Source organism: Lutibacter sp. (genome assembly GCF_013139515.1).
Classification (GTDB): Bacteria; Bacteroidota; Bacteroidia; order Flavobacteriales; family Flavobacteriaceae; genus Lutibacter.
Genome location: NZ_WTAR01000100.1, coordinates 1 through 23021, shown reverse-complemented (window position 1 = coordinate 23021; position 23021 = coordinate 1). Strand labels below are relative to the sequence as shown.

21 protein-coding genes are annotated in these 23021 nt (G+C 29.8%); 7 read left to right on the top strand and 14 right to left on the bottom strand.

All coding sequences use genetic code 11. The annotated features are described in order from the left end of the window. Positions 1-80: 80 nt before the first annotated feature. The gene (locus tag GQ540_RS09340) at positions 81-545 is read left to right on the top strand and encodes an Lrp/AsnC ligand binding domain-containing protein (RefSeq protein ID WP_291800354.1); all 465 of its coding nucleotides are present in this window, start codon (positions 81-83) and stop codon (positions 543-545) included. 3 nt (positions 546-548) lie between these two features. On the opposite strand, the gene GQ540_RS09335 is transcribed toward GQ540_RS09340, so the two are convergent. Beyond that, entirely contained in the window at positions 549-1247 is a 699-nt protein-coding gene (locus GQ540_RS09335; protein ID WP_291800352.1) for a zinc metallopeptidase, read from the bottom strand. A gap of 75 nt (positions 1248-1322) precedes the next feature. Between GQ540_RS09335 and GQ540_RS09330 the strand changes: the two genes are divergently transcribed. From GQ540_RS09330 to GQ540_RS09310, 5 genes are all read left to right on the top strand, one after another. After that, positions 1323-2360, top strand: coding sequence for an asparaginase (locus tag GQ540_RS09330; RefSeq protein WP_291800350.1), 1038 nt, complete (start codon positions 1323-1325; stop codon positions 2358-2360). A 272-nt stretch (positions 2361-2632) separates the two neighbouring features. After that, on the top strand, positions 2633-3379 hold the full coding sequence (locus GQ540_RS09325; protein ID WP_291800348.1) for a MotA/TolQ/ExbB proton channel family protein: 747 nt from the start codon (positions 2633-2635) through the stop codon (positions 3377-3379). A gap of 8 nt (positions 3380-3387) precedes the next feature. Beyond that, positions 3388-3858, top strand: a complete 471-nt coding sequence (locus tag GQ540_RS09320) for a hypothetical protein (protein ID WP_291800345.1) — start codon at positions 3388-3390, stop codon at positions 3856-3858. Positions 3859-3865: 7 nt separating this feature from the next. After that, entirely contained in the window at positions 3866-4480 is a 615-nt protein-coding gene (locus GQ540_RS09315; protein ID WP_291800343.1) for a biopolymer transporter ExbD, read from the top strand. A gap of 9 nt (positions 4481-4489) precedes the next feature. Continuing rightward, positions 4490-4960 carry a biopolymer transporter ExbD gene (locus tag GQ540_RS09310; RefSeq protein WP_291800341.1) on the top strand — a complete coding sequence of 157 codons (471 nt, stop codon included), beginning with the start codon at positions 4490-4492 and terminating at the stop codon, positions 4958-4960. A 231-nt stretch (positions 4961-5191) separates the two neighbouring features. Here GQ540_RS09310 and GQ540_RS09305 read toward each other — a convergent pair whose 3' ends face one another. From GQ540_RS09305 to pyrH, 9 genes are all read right to left on the bottom strand, one after another. Beyond that, positions 5192-5800, bottom strand: coding sequence for a hypothetical protein (locus GQ540_RS09305; protein ID WP_291800339.1), 609 nt, complete (start codon positions 5798-5800; stop codon positions 5192-5194). 22 nt (positions 5801-5822) lie between these two features. Then, complete coding sequence (gene rpoN / locus GQ540_RS09300; RefSeq protein WP_291800337.1) at positions 5823-7280, bottom strand: RNA polymerase factor sigma-54; 1458 nt, start codon at positions 7278-7280, stop codon at positions 5823-5825. Positions 7281-7346: 66 nt separating this feature from the next. Further along, positions 7347-8780, bottom strand: a complete 1434-nt coding sequence (asnS, locus tag GQ540_RS09295; protein WP_291800335.1) for an asparagine--tRNA ligase — start codon at positions 8778-8780, stop codon at positions 7347-7349. An 89-nt stretch (positions 8781-8869) separates the two neighbouring features. Next, complete coding sequence (locus tag GQ540_RS09290; RefSeq protein WP_291800333.1) at positions 8870-11236, bottom strand: efflux RND transporter permease subunit; 2367 nt, start codon at positions 11234-11236, stop codon at positions 8870-8872. A gap of 54 nt (positions 11237-11290) precedes the next feature. Then, the gene (locus GQ540_RS09285) at positions 11291-13801 is read right to left on the bottom strand and encodes a DUF5686 and carboxypeptidase-like regulatory domain-containing protein (protein ID WP_291800331.1); all 2511 of its coding nucleotides are present in this window, start codon (positions 13799-13801) and stop codon (positions 11291-11293) included. Positions 13802-13908: 107 nt separating this feature from the next. After that, a complete protein-coding gene (glpT, locus tag GQ540_RS09280) occupies positions 13909-15246 on the bottom strand; it encodes a glycerol-3-phosphate transporter (protein WP_291800328.1) in 1338 nt (445 codons plus the stop codon). A 12-nt stretch (positions 15247-15258) separates the two neighbouring features. After that, on the bottom strand, positions 15259-16818 hold the full coding sequence (locus tag GQ540_RS09275) for a glycerol-3-phosphate dehydrogenase/oxidase (RefSeq protein WP_291800326.1): 1560 nt from the start codon (positions 16816-16818) through the stop codon (positions 15259-15261). Between the two features lie 152 nt (positions 16819-16970). Further along, positions 16971-17525, bottom strand: a complete 555-nt coding sequence (frr, locus tag GQ540_RS09270) for a ribosome recycling factor (protein WP_291800325.1) — start codon at positions 17523-17525, stop codon at positions 16971-16973. A 24-nt stretch (positions 17526-17549) separates the two neighbouring features. Beyond that, positions 17550-18257, bottom strand: coding sequence for a UMP kinase (pyrH, locus tag GQ540_RS09265; protein ID WP_291800323.1), 708 nt, complete (start codon positions 18255-18257; stop codon positions 17550-17552). Positions 18258-18442: 185 nt separating this feature from the next. Between pyrH and GQ540_RS09260 the strand changes: the two genes are divergently transcribed. After that, the gene (locus tag GQ540_RS09260; protein WP_291800321.1) at positions 18443-19759 is read left to right on the top strand and encodes a sugar MFS transporter; all 1317 of its coding nucleotides are present in this window, start codon (positions 18443-18445) and stop codon (positions 19757-19759) included. Between the two features lie 69 nt (positions 19760-19828). Here GQ540_RS09260 and tsf read toward each other — a convergent pair whose 3' ends face one another. The 4 genes from tsf to rplM form a co-directional block, all read right to left on the bottom strand. Beyond that, the gene (gene tsf / locus GQ540_RS09255) at positions 19829-20797 is read right to left on the bottom strand and encodes a translation elongation factor Ts (protein ID WP_291800319.1); all 969 of its coding nucleotides are present in this window, start codon (positions 20795-20797) and stop codon (positions 19829-19831) included. A 52-nt stretch (positions 20798-20849) separates the two neighbouring features. Continuing rightward, on the bottom strand, positions 20850-21695 hold the full coding sequence (rpsB, locus tag GQ540_RS09250) for a 30S ribosomal protein S2 (protein ID WP_291800317.1): 846 nt from the start codon (positions 21693-21695) through the stop codon (positions 20850-20852). 174 nt (positions 21696-21869) lie between these two features. After that, positions 21870-22256, bottom strand: coding sequence for a 30S ribosomal protein S9 (rpsI, locus tag GQ540_RS09245; protein WP_291800315.1), 387 nt, complete (start codon positions 22254-22256; stop codon positions 21870-21872). After that, positions 22256-22711 carry a 50S ribosomal protein L13 gene (gene rplM / locus GQ540_RS09240; RefSeq protein ID WP_291800313.1) on the bottom strand — a complete coding sequence of 152 codons (456 nt, stop codon included), beginning with the start codon at positions 22709-22711 and terminating at the stop codon, positions 22256-22258. The genes rpsI and rplM overlap by 1 nt, the downstream gene beginning before the upstream one ends. Positions 22712-23021: the final 310 nt, after the last annotated feature.

The following is a 23021-nucleotide window of genomic DNA, read 5'->3' as shown; positions in this document are numbered from 1 at the left end:
ATTTCAGTTTAAAATAAAAATAAAGGATATGATTTTTCATATCCTTTATTTTTTTAAATTTACTTACAATTATAAATCTTATGAAGGAAAAAGAGTTACATATTGATGGTATTGATAAAATTATTTTAAAAAATTTAATGAGCGATGCTAGAACTCCAATATTAGGTATTGCTCGTGAAGTAGGAATTTCTGGTGCAGCAATACATCAAAGACTACGTAAACTAGAAGCTTCAGGTTTAATTTCAGGATCAAAATTTGTAATTAATCCTAAAGTGTTAGGGTATAAAACAATGGCTTTTGTTGGAGTGTTTTTAGATGCAGCAAGTAAATATTCAGCAGCAATAAAACGATTAAAAGAAATTCCTGAAGTAACTGAAAGTCATTATACTACAGGAAATTATGCTATTTTTATAAAAATTTTATGTAAAGATAACGAGCATTTAATGAAATTGCTGAATCAAGAAATACAATCTATTAAAGGAGTTGCCAGAACAGAAACGTTTATTTCTTTAGATCAACAAATAGATCGTCAAATTCAATTATAAAATTTAATCTCTAGAACCTAAAATTCTAAAACCCCAATAAAGTAACATTGCTAAAGAACCTAATGCAGCAACTAAATAAGTTCTTGCAGCCCATTTTAAGGCATCTTTAGCTCCATCTTGTTCTTCATTTGTTAGCATATTACTTGTTTTTAACCAGGCTAAAGCACGGTTACTTGCATCATATTCAACAGGTAAAGTTATAAAACTAAATAAAGTTGCTAAAGCCATCATTCCTAATCCAACTAGTGCAATTATAAAACCAATACCCGCATTACCAGATGCTGCTCCAAGAATAATTCCTCCAATAACCAACCATTGTGAAAATTTAGATGAAACACTAACAACCGGAACTAATTGTGAGCGCATTGTTAGCCATTGATACGCTTTTGCATGTTGAATTGCATGCCCAACTTCGTGTGAAGCAACTGCAGCAGCAGAAGCACTTCGTTGGTTATAAACAACCTCGCTTAAATTTACTGTTTTATTTGCTGGATTGTAATGATCAGTTAATTTCCCTGGTGTTGAAATAATTTTAACATCATAAATGCCATTGTCGTGTAGCATTTTTTCAGCAATTTCTTTACCGCTTAAGCCATTTTGTAAATGTACTTTAGAGTAGTGTTTAAATTTGTTTTTTAAACGTTGACTTACCAACCAGCTAATTAATGAAATAGCGCCAATTATTATATAAAATCCAATCATAATTTTCTTTTTAATATTGTATATTAATTTGATAAATTTACATCATAAATTATTCCAAAAAAAATAAAAGACAAAATGGCAAAAACACCTCAAATACTTTTAATTTATACAGGCGGTACAATTGGGATGGTTAAAGATTTTAAAACAGGAGCTTTGCGAACTTTTGATTTTGATAAATTATTAAAACACATACCTGAAATTAATCACTTAAATTGTGTTATTACGAGTATCTCGTTTCAAAATCCAATAGATTCATCAAATATGAATCCTTCAAATTGGGTTATTATTTCAGAAATTATTGAAGAAAACTATGAAAAATTTGATGGTTTTGTTGTTTTACACGGTTCAGATACTATGTCATACACAGCATCAGCCATTAGTTTTATGTTCGAAAATTTAACGAAACCAATTATTTTCACAGGGTCACAATTACCAATTGGAGATTTAAGAACTGACGCTAAAGAAAATTTAATAACTTCAATTGAAATTGCTTCGGCACAAGAAAATGGAAGACCAGTTATTTCAGAAGTAGGTTTGTATTTTGAATATAAATTATATAGAGCTAACAGAACTACAAAAGTGAATGCAGAACATTTTGAAGCATTTACATCGCCTAATTTCCCGCCATTAGGAGAAAGCGGTGTTCATTTAAAATTTAATAAACAATTAATATATAAGCCAACTTCAATTAAGCCATTAAAGATTAGAAAGCAATTAAATAATAATGTAGCTATTTTAAAAATATTTCCAGGAATAACACAAACTGTTATAGAAAGTATTTTGAATAGTAAAGGGTTAAAAGGTGTAATTTTAGAAACGTATGGTTCTGGAAATGCCCCAACTGAAAAATGGTTTTTAAATTTATTGAGTAAAGCTATAAGTAATGGTATATACATTGTTAATGTTACACAATGTATTGGTGGAAGTGTTATTATGGGGCAATATGAAACAAGTATGGCGCTTGAAAAAATAGGTGTTATTAGCGGAAATGATATTACAACTGAATCTGCTTTAGCTAAATTAATGTACTTGTTAGGTGAAAATATCTCTAAAAATAAATTTAAATCTTTTTTTGAAACACAATTAAGGGGTGAAATTAGTTTGATTGAGTAATTTATATGTAACTAAATATGAACTATTTGATTTTTTTTCAAAAAAAGAGTTAAAATTGGTTTGATTTTTGTTGATAATAAAAAATAATAGCGATTTCAAAAAAAACACTTAAAGTGGTTGTAAAATTTTCAGAATTCAACATTTTTTTGTTACTTGCCATTCGCAAAAGAAGTTTAGATTAAGTAAACACAGTTTATTTTTTAAATTTTAATTGTTTTGTGAAGATTATTATATATTTAAACCGAAAAATTAATAAATTAACTTATTACACAATGAAAAGAGTATTTACTATCCTTGCTATTACAGGATTATTGTTGTTTGGAGCAGCACCTAAAGCAATTGCACAAGATGCAGCAGAAACAGAACAAGTTGCAGATGCAGCAGCATCAAAAACTTTCCACCAAGAGTTAAAAACACGTTTTATTGAAGGTGGACCATTTTTTATGGGAATTGTATTAGTAGCCTTAATTTTAGGTTTAGCTATTGCAATTGAAAGAATTATTTACTTGAATATGGCAACAACTAATACTAAGAAATTAGTAAATAAAGTTGATGAAGCTTTACAATCAGGTGGAGTAGAAGCTGCAAAGGAAGTTTGTAGAAATACAAAAGGTCCTGTTGCTTCAATCTTTTATCAAGGATTAGATAGAATGGATGAAGGTGTAGATGCAGCTGAAAAAGCAGTTGTTGGTTACGGTGGAGTTCAAATGGGATTATTAGAAAAAAATATTTCTTGGTTATCTTTATTTATTGCTTTAGCACCAATGCTTGGTTTCATGGGAACTGTAATTGGTATGATTGATGCATTTGATTCTATTCAAGCAGCAGGTGATATTTCACCAACAGTTGTTGCAGGAGGTATTAAAGTAGCATTATTAACAACAGTATTTGGTTTAGTTGTAGCAATTATTCTTCAAATTTTTTATAATTACATTATCTCAAAAGTAGATAGTATTGTAAACAATATGGAAGATGCTTCAATTTCACTTGTTGACCTTTTGGTTAGACATAAAAAATAAGATAAATTATGAATCAGAAAATATCAAAAATATTAACTATAGTTGTAGGTCTTATAGGTTTAATAGGTTTTGTATTCTTTGCTAGAATTGTTATTACTGGTGATGATACTATTAAACTTATGCTTGCTGACCCAACTATTAGTGACAGTCATGTAGCGCCATTTATATCGTTTGCTGTTATACTATTAATTGCTACAGCAGTAACAGCAGTTGTATTTTCAATAGTTAACTTAGTAAAACACCCTCAGGTTTTAAAAAGATCTTTAATGGGAGTTGGTCTAATGGCAGTACTATTAATAGGATCTTACGTATTCGCCTCTGATGCAGCTGTAACTGATGTTATGGGTAAAGTATTAGAAGAAGGTGAAGCAGGAAGTATCTCAAAATGGGTAAGTACAGGAATTAATTTTAGTGCCATTTTAGGTGTTATTGGTTTTGGAGCCTTTCTTGCAGACTTTATTAAATCATTAGTAAAATAAACTAAATATGGCAAGAAGAGAAAACTCAGAAATTAATGCTGGTTCAATGGCAGACATTGCGTTCTTGCTTCTAATATTTTTCTTAGTAACAACTACTATGGATGTAGATTCTGGTATTGCACGTAAATTACCAGAAAAATCAGAAGATACTCCTCAAGTAACAATTAAAGAGAAAAACATATTAGATATAGTTGTAAACCGTAATAATGCCCTTTTAGTTGAAAATGAATTTGTACAAGTAACTGATATAAAGCGCTTGGCAATGGATTTTATTGACAATGGTGGTGGTTTATCAACTCCTAAAGCCGATAAGCCAGGTGAACCTTGCGATTATTGTAATGGAGCAAAAGACCCTGCGTCTTCTGATCACCCAACTAAGGCAATTATTTCTTTACAAAGTGATAGAGGGACGACTTATGGTATGTATGTATCAATTCAAAACGAAGTAGAAGCTGCTTATAATGAATTAAGAAACAAATTAGCTTTAAAGAAATATAACCGAACTTATAAAGATTTGTTAGGCGAATATAAAGATAATGCTACTGAAAGTTTAAAGGATAAAATTAACTTTTTAAAGGATAGTTATCCTCAAATTATCTCTGAACCAGAACCAATTAAATAATATCAGAATATGAGTAAATTTAAAAAGAAGAAAAAAGGATTACCTGCTATTTCAACAGCATCCTTACCTGATATTGTATTTATGTTATTATTCTTTTTTATGGTATCTACCACAATGAGAGAAACTGATTTGTTATTAAAAAAACCAGTTCTTCCTACTGCTAGTGAAGTAAAAAAATTAGAACATAAAAGTTTGGTAAGTACTATTTACGTTGGTAAATCTAAAGATGCCAGAATAGCTGGTGATAAAATTCAAGTAAATGATAAAATTATTGATATTAATGATATCCCTAGCTTTATTTTTTCTGAAAGAGCCTTGCGTAAAGAAGAAGAAGTTAAATATATGACGACTTCAATAAAAGCTGATAAAGAAGCTAGTGTTGGTACAATTCTAGATATAAAAGAACAATTAAGAGATATTAACGCTTTAAAAATTAGTTTCTCAACTACGAGAGGTAGTGATTTGAAGTCTAATTATTAATAGTTTAATAGTTCTTTAAAATTAAAAAAGGCAATCAAATATATATTTGATTGCCTTTTTTAATACATAAGGTTTACTCTAAAGTGAATGTTTACAGTTTAATAATTAGATGTAGCAAAGTGCTTAGTTTACCCAAAGAAATTTATGTAGAATATTCTAATCATGTGACGTTTCTCTTAATGATAGATATACACAAGATTATTAACTCTTAATTTGATTAGCCAATTAAATTTAAAGCAATAAATAGATATAGTAAACAATAAATTGAGAAATTAAACCTATCACAAACCCAAAAACAACCTCAAGTGAAGTATGGGCTTGTAGCCTTAATCTAGATGAAGCAATAAAACCACTTATTAAAAAGAAGATGGATAAGAGTATAATTAAATTAATTTTGTAGTGATAACTAAAGTATATTAAAAAGCCAATAAAACCTCCAATTGCGGCCGTATGCAAGCTGATTTTAAAGTTGTTATATAAAAGTATATAAGTGCTAATTAACACCAACCCATATCCAAAATAAAATAATGATAAAATATCTACAACAGTAGATTTAAAAAGCCAATTACCTAGAATATAGCATGTAGTTATAAATAATAATGTTGGAAATTTTCGCTCTTCAATAGTTACCATATGATAACTATCTATCATTCCAAAGCGTTTAAGAAGGATTAAAAGAAATAATGGAAAAATGTATGTTCCAACTAATAATACGGTTATAATTAGATGTTCTTGAGGTTTAAATATATATTCTGGAAGTAAAAGAAAATATAAAATTGAACCAAGAATTGGAAAGTTAATTGGGTGAAAAAAATAGGAAATAAATTTTGAAAACTTCATAGGAAATTTATAATGCTTTTAACTACATTTCTTTTCTTAATCGTGCAACAGAAATATCTAGTTGTTCTCTGTATTTTGCCACTGTTCTTCTTGCGATAGGATATCCTTTTTCTTTTAAGAGTATCGCTAATTTATCATCAGTTAAAGGTTTCTTTTTATTTTCTTCATTAATAACGCTTTCTAATATATTTTTTATTTCTCTAGTTGAAACATCTTCACCTTGATCATTTTTCATAGATTCAGAGAAGAATTCCTTTATTAATTTTGTTCCGTAAGGTGTTGATACATATTTGCTATTTGCAACACGCGAAACCGTTGAAACATCCATATTAATAACATCGGCAATGTCTTTTAAAATCATTGGTTTTAACTTACGTTCATCACCTGTTAAAAAATATTCTTTTTGATGTTCAATAATAGCATTCATATTTAAAAACAAAGTTTGTTGACGTTGTTTTATAGCATCAATAAACCATTTTGCAGCATCTAATTTTTGTTTAATAAATAGAACCGCATCTTTTTGTGCTTTAGATTTATCTTTAGAATCTTTATAGCCTTTTAATAAGTTATTATATTCATTAGAAATATGAAGTTCAGGTGCATTTCTTGAGTTTAAAGTAAGTTCTAATTCTCCTTCAATAATTCTAATTGTAAAATCAGGTACAATTTGTTCAGCAATTTTGTTACTACCAACAAATGAACCTCCAGGTTTTGGATTTAATTTTTCAACTTGTTTGATTGCTTCTTTTAATTCTTCTTCTGAGATATGAAATTTTTGTAATAATTTAGTGTAGTGTTTTTTTACAAAGTGATCAAAAGATTGATCAAGTATATTGATAGCCAAAGTTCTACTTGGTTTTTCTTTTTTTCTTTTTAATTGAATTAATAAGCATTCTCTTAAATCACGTGCTCCAACTCCGGCCGGATCTAATTGTTGAACTATTTTAAGTAAGCGTTCTAATTCTTCTTGAGTAGTGAAAATATTTTGAGTAAAAGCTAAATCGTCTAAAACATCAACCAAATCACGTCTAATATATCCGCTATCATCAATACTTCCAACTAAAAAATCGGTTATTATTTCTTCTTCTTCGGTTAAACGATAGGTGTTTATTTGAGTTTTTAAGTGTTGCGTAAATGATGTTCCTGAGGCATATGGAATATGTTTTTCTTCATCGTCAGCCGAATAGTTATTTGCCTGTGTTTTATAATTTGGAATTTCATCATCACTTAAATATTCATCAATATTTATATCTTCAGTGTCAATATTTTCATTTCCAGTTTCATCATATTCATCATTAGATTGTGAATCATCAAACTCATTATCATTTTCTTTTCCACTTTCTAAAGCCGGGTTTTCTTCCAATTCTTGCTTTAAACGTTGTTCAAATGCTTGTGTAGGTAATTGAATCATCTTCATCAACTGAATTTGTTGAGGAGATAATTTTTGAAGTAATTTAAAATTTAAACTTTGTTTAAGCATTCAATTTTTCGAATATGAATTAGGTTAAAAATACAAAAAACTAGATATTAAATCTGCTATTTTTTATTAAAATTCTGCGTTTTGAGGTGTACGAGGATAAGGAATTACATCACGTATATTTCCCATTCCAGTTGTAAATTGAACTAAACGCTCAAAACCAAGACCGAAACCACTGTGTACAGCTGTCCCAAATTTACGAGTGTCTAAATACCACCATAATTCTTTTTCATCAATATCTAATTCTTTAATTTTTTGCATTAAAACATCTAAACGCTCTTCACGTTGGCTACCACCAACAATTTCACCAATTCCAGGAAATAAAACATCCATTGCTCTTACCGTTTTGCCATCATCATTTAAACGCATATAAAATGCTTTAATGTTTGCTGGATAATCAAATAAAATTACGGGACATTTAAAGTGTTTTTCAACTAAATAACGTTCGTGTTCACTTTGTAAATCGGCTCCCCATTCGTTAATTATATATTGAAATTTTTTCTTTTTGTTAGGTTTACAATTTCTTAAAATATCAATTGCTTCTGTATAACTAACACGTTTAAAATTATTATCAACAACAAAGTTTAGCTTTTCTAATAACGACATTTCATTACGTTCTATAGTTGGCTTCGTTTTATCTTCTTGCGTTAATCTATTGTCTAAAAAAGCCAAGTCGTCTTTACAATTTTCCAACACATATGAAATAACCGATTTAATAAAATCTTCTGATAAATCCATGTTATCATCTAAATTATTAAAAGCTACTTCAGGTTCAATCATCCAAAATTCAGATAAGTGACGTGTAGTGTTTGAATTTTCAGCTCTAAAAGTTGGACCAAATGTATATACTTTACCTAAAGCCATTGCATAAGTTTCAGCTTCTAACTGACCTGAAACTGTTAAATTTGTTTCTTTTCCGAAGAAATCTTTAGATCTATCAACAGTTCCTTCTTCAGTTTTTGGAAGGTTTTCAGGGTCTAATGTACTAACATTAAACATTTCTCCAGCTCCTTCAGCATCAGAACCTGTAATTATTGGTGCATGGAAATTATAAAATCCGTTTTCAGTAAAATATTTATGAACCGCAAATGATAATGCAGAGCGTAAACGCATTACTGCACTAAATGTATTTGTTCTAATTCTTAAATGTGCATTTTCACGTAAAAATTCAAAGCTGTGCTTTTTTGGCTGAATTGGGTATTCTTCAGGATTAGAATCTCCTAAAATTTCTATTTCAGAAACTTTAATTTCAACACTTTGTCCTTTACCTTGGCTTTCAATTAAAATTCCTTTCACTGAAACTGCAGCACCTGTAGTAATTCGTTTTAGAACACTTTCATCAGTATTTTCAAAATCTACTACACATTGTATATTATTTATTGTTGAACCATCATTTAAAGCAATAAAACGATTTGCTCTAAATGTTCTAACCCAACCTTTTAAAGTTACTTCTTGTAAAAATTTATCTGAACTTAAAAGTTCAGCTACATTAGTTCTTGTCATATTCTAAATTTTAAGAGTTGCAAAGATACATGAACAATTGATAATTGACAATTGGTATTTAATAATGAATTGGTGAAAAATGCACTAATTTATTTCTCATCTTTAGTTGTCAAAATATCAAGCGTAGGCTCTTTAAATATTTTTTTGTTAGCTATATTTTTTTCTAATGAAAGTAATAGTGAAGGTAATAGTAATAAGTTAGACGCCATAGCGAATAATAATGTTACCGAAACTAAACCTCCTAATGCTATTGTACCTCCAAAACTTGAAACTGTAAACACTAAAAAACCAAAAAATAGTACAATTGATGTGTAAAACATACTTAAACCAGTTTCTCTTAACGCATTATAAACCGATTGTTTAATTCGCCAATTATTAGCTTTTAACTCCTGGCGATATTTGGCTAAAAAGTGAATAGTATCATCAACAGAAATACCAAAAGCAATACTAAATACTAAAATTGTTGAAGGTTTTATTGGAATGCCTAAATACCCCATTAAACCAGCAGTAATTAGTAGCGGAAAAATATTTGGGATTAATGATATTAAGATCATTCTAAAAGAACGAAATAGGAAAGCCATAAAAACTCCAATTAATAAAATGGCTAATGAAAGAGATACTACTAAATTGTTAATTAAAAAGTTGGTTCCTTTTAAAAATACCAACGCCTTACCAGTCATAGTAACATTGTAGTTTTCTTTTGGAAATTCTTTATCTATTTTTTGTTGTAAACGATCTTCAATAAGCCCCATTTTATCAGTTCCAATATCTTTCATAAAGGTTGTGATACGTGCAAATTGACCAGTAGAATCAACAAAGTTTTTTAATAAATTATCGTTTGATGAAGAGTTTTTAGTGTACGATAAAATCCAATTTTTTTCTTGATTGGTTGGTAGTTGGTAATATTTTGGATTTCCGCCATAAAAAGCTTGTTTTGAATATTTAACTAAATTTAAAACTGAAATTGATTTTGAAAGCTGTGGAATTTCATTAATAGTTTCATCTAATTTATTCATACGTTTAAGTGTAGAAAGTTTCATAACACCTTTCTCAGCTTTTGTGTCAATAATAATTTCAAGAGGCATAATACCACCAAATTCTTCTTCAAAAAACACAATATCTTTAAAAAAGTCTTCCCCTTTTGGCATGTCTTCAATTAAGCTTCCAGAAACTTTAATCATATAAACTCCAATTATACTTGCAACCATTAACACAATGGTGCTTGCATATACTGCAATTCTATGATTTCTAACAATTGATTCCATCCATTTAACAATAGCATCAATCCATTTTCTTTCTAAATGTTTTAAATGTTTTTCTTTTGGTAATGGCATAAAACTATACATAATTGGTATAATTAATAATGCCAGAATAAATATTCCTAAAATATTAATGGATGCAATAGTACCAAACTCTCTTAAAAGTTGACTTTTAGTAAAAATAAATGTAGCAAAACCTGATGCAGTTGTAACATTGGTCATTAAAGTTGCGTTACCAATTTTAGTAATAACGCGTTGTAATGATTTTGCTTGGTTACCGTGCTTTTTTACTTCTTGTTGATATTTATTTATTAAAAAAATGGCATTTGGCACACCAATTACAATTATTAATGGCGGAATTAATGCCATTAAAACGGTAATTTCATATCTAAATAAACCAATAAAACCAAAAGCCCAAATTACACCAATACTAACTACAGTAAGCGTAATAAAAGTAGCTCTTATTGAACGAAAAAAGAAGAAGAAAATTAATGCAGTAACAGCCAAAGCTAGTCCTACAAAAAGTCCAATTTCATCAATAATATTTTGAGCATTCATGGTGCGTATATAAGGCATACCAGAAACTCTTATATCTATATTATACTCATTTTCAAATTGTTCAATAGCAGGATTTAAGATGTCGAAAACAAAATCTTTACGAGCAGCAGTATTTACAATATCTTTTTTTAAATAAACAACCGTTCTAATAGTTCCGGTTTTTTTATTGAATAAAAAATTATCGAAGAACGGAAGGTTTTCAAAAAGTTCAGTTTTAATTTTTAAAACATCCTCAGTAGTTTCAGGCGTTTTATCATAAAGTGGTTCAACATCAAACCTTTGATCTTTTGTGTTTTTCTTTAACTTTTGAATATCTCCAACTGCAACTGTAAAATCTATTTCAGAAAAACTATCTAATTTTTTTGATAAATCATTCCAAGCATTGAATTTTCTTGGTGTAAATATTGTTGAATCGTTTGTAGCTAAAATAATTAGATTTCCTTCTTCACCAAAAAGATCTAAAAATTTATCGTATTCAACATTAATTTTATGATTTGCAGGCAATAAATTTGCTTCAGTATAAGAGAAGCGCATATACTGCATTTGTGATGCTAAAAAGTAGGTGAAAGCAGCTATTAATACAAGTATTAAATATCTTCCTTTTAAGATTACTCTAGAAACCTGAGTCCAAAAATCCATTCAAAAGTTTTTTGCAAAGTTAAAAAAATAGTTGAGGTTTTAGTAAGTGGCTATTTAAAATCCTAATCTTAATTTATAAGTTAATTTTAATGCTAAATTATCGCTCCATTCAGGATTTTTGTAAGCGCCATATCTATAAAAAGCACTTAAGCCAAAACCTTTAAAAAGACTGTTAAGTTCTAAGCCACTTTCAATATATCCTTTTTTCAAACTTTTAAACTCTAATCCTGTTTGGTAATTAGCATTACTAATATCTCCAACTGCTATTCTAGTAACTAAAGTTAACTGTGGTTTAAATTTGTTAGTAATTTTAAATGAAGTTATTTCATGTTTTAAGTGAACAGCCATAAATTTATCAGAAATAAACTCGTTGTAACCCATAGTTTCAAAACTATTTTTACCAGCAAGCGTAACACGTTTTCTCCAAGGACTTTTAAAAGTATAGTTAGGGGTTGAATTGTATAAATGTGAAATTGGAGTTTCACCAAAAACAATTCCGCCTTCGGCTAAAATATGAGTAGTTGCTTTTCTAAGGCGTTTAATTTTATGTAAAACTCTAAAGTTTACTTGTGTAAAGTTAAAATCACTATCAAAAACATTTTCAAAACTTTTAGCAAGCTGAAGCGTGAATTGTGGAAACCTATTTCTAATTTTTAATTTCCCTAAAGGTGAATTCATATATTCACTTTTTGGGTTGTATTGAAAGCCTAAAGTTGCTGTAGTTAATTTATATTCAGATAAATTTTTTGTTGATGATACAAACTGATAATCAAATAAAGGTTTGTAATCACCAGCGCTGAATTGAAGTTTTGCTTCTAAATTTGGTTGAATATCATGTTTTAAATAAGCATTTACAGTTTTATAATTGTAAAATGTACTCACATTTAAATTTCGAGGATTTATTGGTGAAAATGAAGTGTTTTCAGCTATAAAATCTAAAGCAGCAGCTTCTTTTATGTCGTTTGTGTAATTGGCACTAAACCAGGTATTTGTTTCTTTATTTAATCTAGTTGATAACCCGAAGCTATATTTAACTTCTTTGTCTTTTGTACCTGAAGCTCCATATGCTTCAATTTTGTATTTTGCTGAGAAGTTGCTATTTGTTATTCCCCCAAAACCAAATCTTAAACCTTCATAATTATTTAAGTTAATAATTTTACCAAGATCAAGGTTTATGTATTTTGTTGGGTAGTAGCCTTTTAAAATATTACGAGCTAAATTTATTTTTTTCTCTACACCCTTTTTTTTAGCTAAACTATCTAAAGTTTTATATGTTTCTTTACCACGTTTAGTAAGTGAATCAGTTCTATACTTGTTCCAAAAAACTTCTTTTTGTTTATGAGCATCATCATTAAATAGCATTGTTGATGCTGATTTTTTTACAACAACAGGAGTGTTTATTTGAATGTTAGAATTCACAGATTTTGAAATGAAATAAGTCACATCACCTACATTATTTTTTCGAGTATTAATTATTGTATCGTTTTTTCTACTTTTATTAAATTTAACAGTACCTCCAAACAAAGAAATATTCTCATTATTGTCTCCTTTTTTAAGTACAATATTCATATCTGTAGGAAACCAAGTTTTGTATTCTTTAATGTAATTATAATTCTGAGTAGCTTTAATATTTACAATTCCCTTTAATTCGGCAATAGCTTTTGTAATTGCAAAACTTTGAGAGTCAATATATAAAACACCTTCAATACCAATAACTTCTTTTTTTTCTTTTGGTTTAAAATAAATTAGAATGGAATTTCCAATTTCGGTAATTACAGTGTCTAAAATTTTGTAATTATATTGTTTTAAGGCATTGTTAGCTATGGGATTCGTATATTTTGTTCCCGCAATTGTGTACACTTCATTGTAAAATGAAAAGTCTTGAAAAGTAATAGCCAAAAATTCATAAATAGGTTGTTGTAAACCTGCCATTCTTGAAGCTAAAATAACTTCTTTCTTCTTTTTTCCTTTTTGAAATTGAAATTCTGAAATTTTTTCAGAAATATAAATATGCTGTTTGTCTATTTCTTTTTTGAATTTATAGTTTGAAGAATCTAGTTTTTTAAATTTTTTAGAACCGTCTTTAACAACAAAAACAGAATCTACTTTTCCATTTATTGAATCAGGACTTGCAGTAACTAATATTTTATTATAGGTATTAAATTTGAATGAATTTAGTGATTTTTCAATGTTATTTTTTGGTTTGTTTTTAATGGTATTTCTAATAATTTGAAGTGCAGGATTCTCTTTTGCAGTAATTAAAACTTCATTTAAATTTTCAACTGAAGTTTTAAGTTTAACACGTATAAATTTATCATTTTCATTTATAGAAACTGAAACAGACTGGTATCCAACATAAGAAATTGTAATTTTTTGAAATGAATTTTTCGCCTTGATATTAAATTCACCATCTAAATCCGTTAAAGTTCCGAAATTTGTATTGGTCACAACTGAAGCAAATGGAAGTGGTTTTTTTGTTTTACTATCTATTACAATTCCTTGAATTTTATGTTGTGAAATCGCTAAAAAAGGAATTATAAATACTAGTAAAAGTAATTTTCTCATTTGTAAATTTTTCTAAACCTGACAAATATAACTTAATTCAAAAGTAAAAGAATAAAGTACTTTTTTTATTTGTGATAAGTTTAACGCTAAAAATCTAAGAATTATTATTAAACATGAATTCCATTATGCCCTTTTGATTCATGATACCAAGATAGCCCTAAAAGTAAAATAGCAACTATACAAGAGCCAATAAGTATTCCAAAACCACCTGACCAGCCCCATTTATCTACAACAGCACCCATTGCAATATTTGCAAATAAAGCACCACCTAAATATCCAAATAATCCGGTTAGCCCAGCAGCAGTTCCGGCAGCTTTTTTAGGAACTAAATCTAGCGCGTGCACACCAATTAACATCACAGGACCATAAATTAAAAAGCCAATAAATATCAAAGCAATTGAGTTTGCGAGTATAGATTCACTTGTCCAATACATAAATAATGAAACCATAACAAGCAACATATAAATAATACTTACAGGTGCTCTTTTTCCTTTAAAAACTTTATCACTTAAATATCCGCACAGTAAAGTGCCTGGAATACCAGCCCATTCATATGCAAAGTACGCCCAGCCTGTTTCTTGAATAGAAAAACCTTTACTTTCTTCTAAATATAAAGGAGCCCAATCTAACACGCCATAACGTACCAAATAAACAAAAGCATTGGCAAATGCAATTGACCATAATAGTTTGTTTTTGAAAATGTACTTGAAGAAAATCTCTTTAGCAGACATTTCTTGTTCAAATTTTTCAGAATAGGAATCAGGGTAATCATTTTTATATTTTTCAATATTTGGAAGTCCGCATGATTGTGGCGTATCTCGTAGCAAAAACCAAGTAATTACTGCCACTGCTAAAGCAATAAAACCGGGAAAGTATAATTTCGCATGCCAATCAGCAAAAATTGCAACACCTAAAATTGCAAGCGGACCAATTATTCCGCCACCAACATTGTGAGCTACATTCCAAATAGACATTTTTGTGCCTCGTTCTCTAATTGAAAACCAATGCACCATAACCCTTCCACTTGCTGGCCAACCCATTCCTTGAAACCAACCATTCATCATTAATAAAACAAACATAATGGTAATTGATGAAGTTGCAACGGGTACTATTCCCATAAATATCATGGTAAAAGCTGATAATAATAAGCCCGTTGTCATAAAATTACGAGCGTTACTTCTATCTGAAACATTTCCCATAATAAATTTACTCAATCCGTAAGCGATTGAAACACCTGATAATGCGAAACCTAACTGAGTTTTAGAATAACCTAAGTCAACTAAATTGGGCATAGCTAATGAAAATACTTTTCTTACCAAATAATAACCAGCATAACCAATAAAAATTCCTAAAAAAACTTGCAATCTTAAGCGTTTGTATGTTGAATCAACTTTAGTTGAATCTATTAATTTTTTATGTGGAGCTGGATTGAAAAATTTCATCATAATTTTCACGTGTTAATTTAGTATGTAGTTTTTTGCGATGTTGTTGAATTTAATAATTTGATTTTCTTCCCATTCTTTAGTATAACCAAATTCTTTTGCTAGTAAATTAGCTACTTCAGGTGCAATTCTAACACTTTCTTTAGCGTCTAAAAATAATGCTCTAGTTCTTCGTGCTAAAATGTCTTCAACAGTTCTAGCCATTTCATAACGCGCTCCCCAAATAACTTGTGCTTTGATAATTTTTAAAGACTCACTTAAATAATCTTCTAAATTTTCAGATTTTGCTAATTTTAAAACTTTATCTTCATCACTTCCATAAACATATAAAGGATTGTTATAATTTATAGTTTCTTTATAGCCATGAATTTTTAAGTCTTCGGTGTTGGATTTTGTTTGTTTGAAATTATTTTTTTTAATTAATTTATTAATAACATCTTCAGCCATTTTACGATAAGTTGTCCATTTTCCTCCAGTAATTGTTAACATTCCAGAGGTTGAAATTATAATTTTATGACTACGTGAAATTTCTTTTGTTTTTAAACTTCCTTCTTTAGGAGCAGCTAATGGTCGTAAACCTGCGAAAACACTTTTTACATCAGTCCGTTTAGGTTGTTTGGCTAAAAATCTTCCTGCGGTTTCTAATATAAAATTTATTTCTTTTTCTAAGGCTACGGGTTCTAATTCAGCAGTTTCTTTTAAAACATCTGTAGTTCCAACAATTACTTTATTGTGCCATGGAACAGCAAAAAGAACGCGACCATCACTAGTTTTAGGAATCATAATAGCACAATTATTAGGCACAAATTCTTTATCTAAAACCACATGAACTCCTTGGCTTGCACGGACCATTTTTGGAGCATTCGGAGTATCCATTTTTATAATATCATCTATAAAAACACCGGTTGCATTAATAATTGCTTTTCCTTTTAGTTGATACTCTATTTTAGTTTCTTGATCAATAGTAACTACTCCAGTTACCTTATTATTTGTTTTAATAAGGTTGCTAACTTTCATGTAATTGAGTGCAATTCCTCCTTTTTCAATAATTGTTTGACACAAGTTAATACCAAAACGAGCATCATCAAATTGCCCGTCGTGATACATTACACCTCCTTTTAATCCTTTTGTTTTAAGTGTTGGAATACATTCCAACGTTTTTTGTTTTGAAGTAGGAACAGACCAACCAAGACTTAATCGACCAGATAATAAATCGTAAATGGTTAATCCAATAGTGTAATAAGGTTTTATCCACCATTTGTAAGCAGGAATTATAAAAGATTGATTTTTAACTAAATGAGGAGCGTTTTTTTTCATAAAACCTCGCTCTCTTAAAGCCTCTTTTACCAATGCAATTTTTCCTTGAGCTAAATAACGAACACCACCATGAACTAGTTTTGTACTTCTACTTGATGTTCCTTTGGTAAAATCATCTTGCTCTAGTAAAATAACTGAATAGCCTCTTGAAGAGGCTTCTAATGCAATTCCAAGTCCGGTTGCACCACCACCAATCACAATAAAATCTAGTTCATTACCATTTTTAGAAATGGAGTTCATCATTTCAGTACGATTCATAACTATTTTTTTTCTTAAATTAATTTTGTTGGTGTTGTAAATATAGAAAGACTTTCTTTTAAAACAATGTGTCAATAATTTTCTAAAATAAAATTCCCTCCAATTTTTAAAAAGGAGGGAATTCACATAAGTTTAGTATTGAAAGTTATAAATTAAACTTTCATTATTTCTACATCTTTAATTTTATAATGTTCATCAACTTCAGCACTAAATTTGTCTGTCAGTTTTTGAATATCAATTTCAGCATTAGCTTTCATATCTTCAGAAGATTCATCTTTTTTTATTTCATTCATTGCTTCTCTACGATCGTTTCTAATACTCACTTTTGCTGTTTCGGCTGCAGCTTTTGCTTGTTTAGAAAGCTCTAAACGTCTTTCTTCAGTTAAAACAGGAACATTGATTATTACTATTTCACCATTGTTCATAGGGTTAAACCCTAAGTTAGCATTCATAATTGCTTTTTCAATTTCGTGAAGCATTTGTTTTTCCCAAGGCTGAACAGTAATAGTATGAGCATCCATAGTTCCCACATTTGCAACTTGAGTTAAAGGCACTTGTGAACCGTAATACTCAACAGTTACATTTCCTAACATTGCAGAACTTGCTCTACCAGCTCTAATATTTCTAAATTCTTTTTCTAAATGCGTAATTGCATGTTGCATTAATTCTTTTGTACTATCTATTATAAAGGCTAATTCTTCATTCATAACTTAAAAATTTAAATTATATGTTTATTTATCAACTTTTGTTCCAATGTTTTCTCCTGAAATTAATTTTCCAAGATTTCCTTTAGTGTTCATATCAAAAACAACAATAGGTAAATTATTTTCTTGGCTAAGTGTAAAAGCAGTCATATCCATCACTTTAAGACCTTTGCTCATAACATCTTCATATGTTATTGAGTCAAATTTAATGGCATCTTTATGTTTTTCAGGATCTGAAGTATAAATACCATCTACACGAGTACCTTTTAAAATTACATCAGCATTAATTTCAATGGCTCTTAAAACTGCTGCGGTATCTGTAGTAAAATAGGGGTTTCCAGTGCCGCCTCCAAAAATTACTACACGTCCTTTTTCTAAGTGGCGAACAGCTCTTCTTTTAATAAAAGGCTCAGCAACTTGTTCCATTTTAATTGCAGTAAGTAATCTTGTTTTAACTCCAGCATCTTCAATAGCGCTTTGTAATGCCAAGCCATTAATAACAGTCGCTAGCATTCCCATATAATCACCCTGAACTCTATCAATACCATTACTGGCTCCTGCAACACCTCTAAAAATATTCCCACCACCTATAACTATGGCAACTTCAACACCTCTGTCAACAATCTTTTTTATTTCTTCAGCGTATTCTGCTAAACGGGTTGGGTCTATTCCATGTTGGCGTTCTCCCATTAGAGCTTCACCACTTAATTTTAAAAGAATTCTTTTATATGCCATAATTTATTTAAAAGTTAAGCAAATATAAGAAATACTTTATGAAATTTAAATAGAATATTGCTGTTGAATTATACCCAAAGTAAATTATTTTTTTATTCTGAATTGATAAAATACTTCTTCAAAAAAAATGATACACTACTATATTTTGTATATTGAGCATTAAAATTTTTATAATTTCAAACACTATGAGTTTAGTTTCAAATAAACAAAACACAACCTTAATTCCAATACTTATAATAGCAGGTTTATTTTTTATTTTCGGATTTGTTACTTGGATAAATGGAGCACTAATTCCATTTATGAAAACAATTAACGAATTAACCGATGCGCAATCTTATTTAGTTGCATCAGCTTCCTATATTTCATTTGTTGTTATGGCATTACCAGCATCTTATATAATTGAGAAAATTGGTTATAGAAAAGGAATGTCATTGGGTTTATTAGTTATGGCTTTGGGTGCTTTGGTTTTTATTCCTGCTGCTGAAGCAAGAACATATTGGTTTTTTTTAACGGGAATTTTTATCCAAGGAATTGGAATGACATTGTTGCAAACAGCTTCAAACCCATATATCACAATTCTTGGGCCAATAGAAAGTGCAGCTAAACGTATTGCTATTATGGGAATTGCTAACAAAATTGCTGGCGCTTTAGGTTCACTTATTTTTGGATATATTTTATTATCTGGAATTGATGAAATTAAAGACAAACTAAATGTTGTTTCAATTGAAGAAAAAGAGCAGTTATTAAATACAATGGCAGATAGTGTTGTGACACCTTACATTGTAATGGCTGCAATATTATTTGTTTTAGGAATTTTAATTAGAAAAGCGCCATTACCACATGTTGAAGCCTCACCAATTGAAGAAGCTAAGGACGGTGAAACTACAAGAACTAGTATTTTTCAATTTCCTCATTTGTGGTTAGGTGTGCTAACACTTTTTGTGTATGTTGGAGCCGAAGTAATTGCGGGAGATACTATTATTGCTTATGGAATTTCTTTAGGATTTTCGGGTGAGGATGCTAAATTTTTTACAACGCTAACTTTAATGGCAATGGTTATTACTTATGCGCTTGGAGTATTTTTAATTCCAAAATATTTAAGTCAGACCTTTGCTTTAAAAATAAGCGCAATTTTAGGTATTGTTTTTACCTTTTTAATTGTATTTACTTCAGGGTTTACATCAATTCTTTTTGTTGCTGCTTTAGGAATTGCAAATGCATTAGTTTGGCCAGCAGTTTGGCCTTTAACATTAAAAGGGTTAGGTAAATTTACTAAAACCGCTTCAGCATTATTAATTATGGCAATTGCTGGTGGTGCAATTATTCCTCCTTTATATGGAAGTTTTGTTGATGAAAATAAAGCAAATTTAGTTGCTCAAGGAATGACTGAATCTGCTGCATTGGCTGAAGCTTCAACTTCGGGTTATTGGATTTTATTGCCTTGTTATTTTATAATTTTATATTATGCAATTTCAGGACATAAATTAGGCTTGAAGAAATAAAATAATTTGATATAAACAAAAAACCTCGCTATTAGCGAGGTTTTTTTTATTACTTTATGTGTGTAATATTTAAGCTATTGAAACTCTTTTAAAGTCAACTACAGCAACATCACCAACAGAACTAACATATTCAGCAACTGTTTGCTTTTCGTTTTTAATAAAAACTTGATCAAGTAAACATTGTTCAGTATCTAAAGTTGTATTGTCAGAAATAAATCTTTCAATTTTACCAGGAATAATTCTATCCCAAATTTGTTCTGGTTTTCCTTCAGCTTTTAATTGTTCTTGTAATCTTGTAGTTTCTTGCGCAATAACTTCGTCAGTTAATTGAGCTCTAGAAATATAAGTAGGTACATTTTTAAGTGTTTTTCCTAATCTACCAAGTTCAATATTATCTTTTTCAATCACTGCAATTCTAGCTTCAGTTTCTGAAGCAATATATGCAGGGTCAAAATCTTTGTAAGATAAAATTGAAGCTCCCATTGCAGCAGCTTGCATAGAAAGGTCTTTCGCTACTTCTGCAACTCCGTCGATTGTAGACGATAATGCTGTAATAGCAGCAATTTTGTTACCTACGTGAATGTAAGAACCTACAAATTCACCAGCAACTTTCTCAAAAGCACCAATTGCTAACTTTTCACCAATAACACCAGTTTGCTCAATTAATTTTTCAGCAACTGTCATCCCCCCAAAATCAGCACTTAAAAAGTCTTCTTTTGTAGCACAGTTTACTGCAATTGTAGCAAATTTGGTAGCCAAAGCAACGAAATCATCGTTTTTAGCAACAAAATCAGTTTCACAGTTTAATGAAATAATAGCACCTTTTGTGTTCTCATCATTTACTTTTGCAATAACAGCACCTTCAGAGGTATCTCTGTCTGCTCTTTTATCAGCAACTTTTTGTCCTTTTTTACGTAAAATATCCACTGCTTTGTCAAAATTTCCTTCTGCTTCAACAAGTGCATTTTTGCAGTCCATCATACCAGCTCCGGTAGATTTTCTTAAGTTATTTACTTCTGCGGCTGTAATTTTTGCCATTTTATTTGATATTTTTTGTTGAATAAATAAGTACTCAACTATTATACACTAATTATTTTTTAGCTTCAGTTTTCACTTCTGCTTTCACTTCTTTTGTTTCGGTTTTCACTTCAGCTTTTACTTCTTTAGTTTCAGTTTTCACTTCTACTTTAGCTTTAGTTTTCACCTTTGCTTTCACTTCAGTTTTTTCTTCAGTAGCTTTTTCTTTACCTGCTTTTCTTTCAGCTAATCCTTCAGCAATATCATCAATAATGTAACTTAATACTTTATTAATTGATTTTGAAGCATCATCATTAGAAGGAATTACATAATCAACATCTCTTGGATCAGAGTTTGAATCAACCATTGCAAAGATTGGAATGCTTAATTTTTTTGCTTCAGCTACAGCAATATGCTCTTTTTTAACATCAACTACAAAAATAGCTCCTGGTAAACGTGTCATATCAGTAATTGAACCTAAGTTTTTTTCTAATTTTTCACGTTGACGGTTAATTTGTAATTTTTCTCTTTTAGAAAGTGCATCAAAAGAACCATCTTGCTTCATTCTATCAATTAAAGACATTTTTTTAACGGCTTTTCTAATAGTAATAAAGTTAGTTAACATACCGCCTGGCCATCTTTCAGTAATGAAAGGCATATTTACACTAGTTGCTTTATCTGAAATAATTTCTTTAGCTTGTTTTTTTGTAGCTACAAAAAGTATTTTTCTTCCTGAAGTTGCAATTTTTCTTAAAGCTTCTGAAGCTTCTTCAATTTTTGCTGAAGTTTTGTAAAGGTCAATAATATGAACACCGTTACGTTCTCCGTAAATGTAAGGAGCCATGTTTGGATCCCATTTTCTTGTTAGGTGACCAAAGTGTACACCTGCGTCTAATAATTCTTGAATTTCAATTTTCATTTGTATGTTAAGTTTACGTTCCGTTGAATTAGCAATAGGTAAGTAGCGATAAATCGATCTTACCTATTTGGATGCTAAACGTTTTACAGTCATTGACTGTGCAACAACAACTTTGTTTTAATTTTAATTTCAATGAACCACCAAATAAATTGGCGAAACAATTCGCAAATACGATTAACGTTTTGAGAATTGGAATTTTTTTCTTGCTTTCTTTTGACCGAATTTTTTACGTTCAACCATTCTTGGGTCTCTTGTAAGTAATCCTTCTGGTTTAAGAATTGTTCTGTTTTCTGGATCTAATTCAACTAATACTCTAGAAATTGCTAAACGAATTGCTTCAGCTTGTCCAGTTATACCACCTCCAAAAACATTAACTTTAATATCAAATGCTTCAGCATTATCAGTTAAGTTTAATGCTTGCATTATTTTATATTGTAAATGTGGAGTTGTAAAGTAATTTTTATAATCTTTTTTATTAACGGTAATGTTTCCTTTTCCTTCAGAAACATAAATACGAGCAACAGCCGTTTTTCTTCTACCTATTTTGTGTATAGTATCCATTATTTAAGATCGTTAAGGTTAATAACTTTAGGTGTTTGCGCAGTTTGTTGGTGTTCTGTACCAGCATATACGTACAAGTTTCTGTACAAAGCACTTCCTAATTTGTTTTTTGGTAACATTCCTTTTACTGCTTTTTCTACAAGACGTGTTGGGTCTTTTTCAAACATTTCTGTTGCAGTTAATGATCTTTGTCCTCCTGGATAACCTGTGTGACGAATGTAAGATTTGTCAGTCCATTTTTTTCCAGATAATTTAATTTTCTCTGCGTTGATAACCACTACATTGTCTCCACAATCTACGTGAGGAGTGTAATTTGGTTTGTATTTACCTCTAATTAGCATCGCTATTTTAGAAGCTAGACGACCCAACGTTTGGCCGTCTGCATCAACTAAAACCCACTCTTTTGTAACGGTTTTTTTGTTAGCTGACACTGTTTTGTAACTTAATGTATTCACAATTAAATTCTTTGTTATAGTTAAACATTCTTTTATCTCCCTAAAAAGGGAGTGCAAATGTACAAACTATTTTATAGATAACAAATAGAGTTTTGTGATATTTTTATGGAGTGTTTTTTATAGCTAAAAGGCAAAGGGTGAAGGGTAAAAGGTAAAGGGTGAAAGCCAAAAGCGTTTATCTAATCCCTATTTTCCTAAATTATTCATTTTAATTGATTTTAATGTGCTTCCAGCCAGTTTTTCCCTTCACCAATGTCAACAGTTAATGGCACTGAAAGTTTAAAGGCATTTTCCATTTCTTGTGCAATTA

Bases quoted from the DNA above. Each gene is read 5' to 3' on its own strand.
- GQ540_RS09305 (WP_291800339.1), bottom strand. From the start codon at position 5,800: ATGAAGTTTTCAAAATTTATTTCCTATTTTTTTCACCCAATTAACTTT.
- GQ540_RS09275 (WP_291800326.1), bottom strand. From the start codon at position 16,818: ATGAATCGTACTGAAATGATGAACTCCATTTCTAAAAATGGTAATGAA.
- glpT (WP_291800328.1), bottom strand. From the start codon at position 15,246: ATGATGAAATTTTTCAATCCAGCTCCACATAAAAAATTAATAGATTCA.
- GQ540_RS09330 (WP_291800350.1), top strand. From the start codon at position 1,323: ATGGCAAAAACACCTCAAATACTTTTAATTTATACAGGCGGTACAATT.
- rpoN (WP_291800337.1), bottom strand. From the start codon at position 7,280: ATGCTTAAACAAAGTTTAAATTTTAAATTACTTCAAAAATTATCTCCT.
- rpsB (WP_291800317.1), bottom strand. From the start codon at position 21,695: ATGAAAATTGAAATTCAAGAATTATTAGACGCAGGTGTACACTTTGGT.
- frr (WP_291800325.1), bottom strand. From the start codon at position 17,525: ATGAATGAAGAATTAGCCTTTATAATAGATAGTACAAAAGAATTAATG.
- asnS (WP_291800335.1), bottom strand. From the start codon at position 8,780: ATGACAAGAACTAATGTAGCTGAACTTTTAAGTTCAGATAAATTTTTA.
- GQ540_RS09260 (WP_291800321.1), top strand. From the start codon at position 18,443: ATGAGTTTAGTTTCAAATAAACAAAACACAACCTTAATTCCAATACTT.
- rpsI (WP_291800315.1), bottom strand. From the start codon at position 22,256: ATGGATACTATACACAAAATAGGTAGAAGAAAAACGGCTGTTGCTCGT.
- GQ540_RS09320 (WP_291800345.1), top strand. From the start codon at position 3,388: ATGAATCAGAAAATATCAAAAATATTAACTATAGTTGTAGGTCTTATA.
- tsf (WP_291800319.1), bottom strand. From the start codon at position 20,797: ATGGCAAAAATTACAGCCGCAGAAGTAAATAACTTAAGAAAATCTACC.
- GQ540_RS09325 (WP_291800348.1), top strand. From the start codon at position 2,633: ATGAAAAGAGTATTTACTATCCTTGCTATTACAGGATTATTGTTGTTT.
- GQ540_RS09290 (WP_291800333.1), bottom strand. From the start codon at position 11,236: ATGGATTTTTGGACTCAGGTTTCTAGAGTAATCTTAAAAGGAAGATAT.
- GQ540_RS09285 (WP_291800331.1), bottom strand. From the start codon at position 13,801: ATGAGAAAATTACTTTTACTAGTATTTATAATTCCTTTTTTAGCGATT.
- GQ540_RS09340 (WP_291800354.1), top strand. From the start codon at position 81: ATGAAGGAAAAAGAGTTACATATTGATGGTATTGATAAAATTATTTTA.
- pyrH (WP_291800323.1), bottom strand. From the start codon at position 18,257: ATGGCATATAAAAGAATTCTTTTAAAATTAAGTGGTGAAGCTCTAATG.
- GQ540_RS09335 (WP_291800352.1), bottom strand. From the start codon at position 1,247: ATGATTGGATTTTATATAATAATTGGCGCTATTTCATTAATTAGCTGG.
- GQ540_RS09310 (WP_291800341.1), top strand. From the start codon at position 4,490: ATGAGTAAATTTAAAAAGAAGAAAAAAGGATTACCTGCTATTTCAACA.
- GQ540_RS09315 (WP_291800343.1), top strand. From the start codon at position 3,866: ATGGCAAGAAGAGAAAACTCAGAAATTAATGCTGGTTCAATGGCAGAC.